We start from the raw sequence: 1,737 nt of genomic DNA, 5'->3' as shown, positions 1-1,737 counted from the left end.
CTTCAGGCTCAACAAAAAGCTTAATGTCGAGCGTAGGCTGAATGTCATAATTTATCTGAATGAAAACTGGCAAGAGGAATACGGCGGTAATCTGGAACTTTGGGATATCAATATGAAGACCTGCCTTAAAAAAGTTCTGCCCATTTACAATCGCTGCGTCATCTTCAATACAGACAAAGACAGCAATCATGGGCACCCAGAGCCTTTAACGACTCCAGAGCACATCACGCGCAGGTCTATAGCGCTTTATTACTACACCGCAGGAACCATGGCGATCGATCCCGCACAAAGAAACAAGACCCACTACAAGCCAAGACCCAAAGATCGTTTAAGCCTCAAGTACTACGTGAGTAAACTACTCAAGAAGAAAAACTAAGCGGCGAAACGCCCGCTGAACGATTTGGCCAGTCTGTGGCACCGACCGGTTGAATCCCCGTCGATTTCGGTCTGTCGTGGCGGCCGGAAAACGATGGTTATCAATCCACGGCTAGACTCCGTCACCAACTAGAAGCGTCGCAGGCATGATGAGTGCTCAACTTGTGCCTGCATGTGTAGCCGTTGTCGGGTCAGGCGAGGATTTCGAATGAGGTGCTGGCCAGGCGTTCGCCGTTCACCATTATGTGCACGGCATGCAAACCCACGTAGTGCTTGCGAGTGGTGAACTCCTTGATCTGCTGACCACGGCTGACCCGTTCAGCCGACTTGCCAGGCAACGTCAACGCCTTGAGCTTGAACACCTTCGCTGACGTGCTGCCATTGGCTTTGACGTAATCAATCGCATAGTCGATCACCAGCCGCTGACTCTGCGACACCGTAGATTTCACTACAAACGACAGCGTGATTTTCTCCCCCAGACGAATCACCGCCGGTTCTACCTTCACATCAACAATCTCGACTTCAGCCTTGCCACTGGCCCCAATAATTGCCAGCGCCCGCTGATTGCCCTGTTTAATCAAACTGCGCAACGCATGCTTGGCAATCCATGCGGTGTGCTTGTTATCCAGCGACCAACCCTCGATAAGGTTCAGCACCCACTCCGGGTGATCTTTGGTGATGTCATTGAGGTGGTTGGCCACGGACTTGCGCACGTAAAGGCTTTCATCTGCCTTGAGGTTGTCGAGAATGGTCGCTGCCAAGGTCGGATCACCCTGGATCTGTTCCAGTCGAAACGACCACGGCAAGCGCGGGCGACAGCCTTCGCAGGCCAGACGCCGAACGTGTTCGTTGTCATCAAGCGACCACTGCTGCATCCGCGTCAATGAACGCTTCAAATCGCTGCGCAGAAAATACCGGATTGCAAACTCCGCAGAACCAAACGCGGTGAAGTACTTGAGCGCGTCCATCGACTGTTCGAAATCATGGGCGCCATACAGCGCGACGTAATGCGGCAGCGAGATGCTGACGAAGCCGCTGTTAAGTCGAGGGGCGAGGGCGCGCAACACCTCAAGGGATTCGCCATAGCCCAGCGGCAGCTCCGCATGTAGAGATTCGCTGACCCGGGCCATTCGCTGCATGATCGACAAGTCGGCGAGGCCGTCGTTGGCCCGCTTCAGGAAGGCTTTGGCGTTGAACTCGGGGTAGACCGCCGTCATTTCGGTTGCGATGTGCGTGAGGCGCTCGGCGTTGAAGATTTCCTTCAGCGCCGGGGCGGGCTGTTCGGCGGCGGTCATGGGTGAGTCCGGTTGAGTGGGCGGCTCAGGTTATCGGGGTACTGATGAATGCCTCAAGTGTTTCCGC

Annotated in this window: 2 protein-coding genes; one reads left to right on the top strand and one right to left on the bottom strand. The window is 54.6% G+C overall.

The window, feature by feature from the left end:
- Positions 1-376, top strand: a 376-nt coding sequence (locus AC1DSG_RS30930) for a 2OG-Fe(II) oxygenase (protein WP_477794260.1), incomplete at its 5' end; no start/stop codon positions are given.
- A 190-nt stretch (positions 377-566) separates the two neighbouring features.
- Here the strand turns inward: AC1DSG_RS30930 and AC1DSG_RS30925 are convergent.
- On the bottom strand, positions 567-1,670 hold the full coding sequence (locus tag AC1DSG_RS30925) for a DNA alkylation repair protein (protein WP_477794259.1): 1,104 nt from the start codon (positions 1,668-1,670) through the stop codon (positions 567-569).
- Between the last annotated feature and the right edge of the window lie 67 nt (positions 1,671-1,737).

The organism is Pseudomonas sp. P5_A12 (genome assembly GCF_056400685.1).
Note: the sequence above shows the minus strand (reverse complement) of the source record. Positions and strands in the feature narration are given on the sequence as shown.

Bases quoted from the DNA above. Each gene is read 5' to 3' on its own strand.
- AC1DSG_RS30925 (WP_477794259.1), bottom strand. From the start codon at position 1,670: ATGACCGCCGCCGAACAGCCCGCCCCGGCGCTGAAGGAAATCTTCAAC.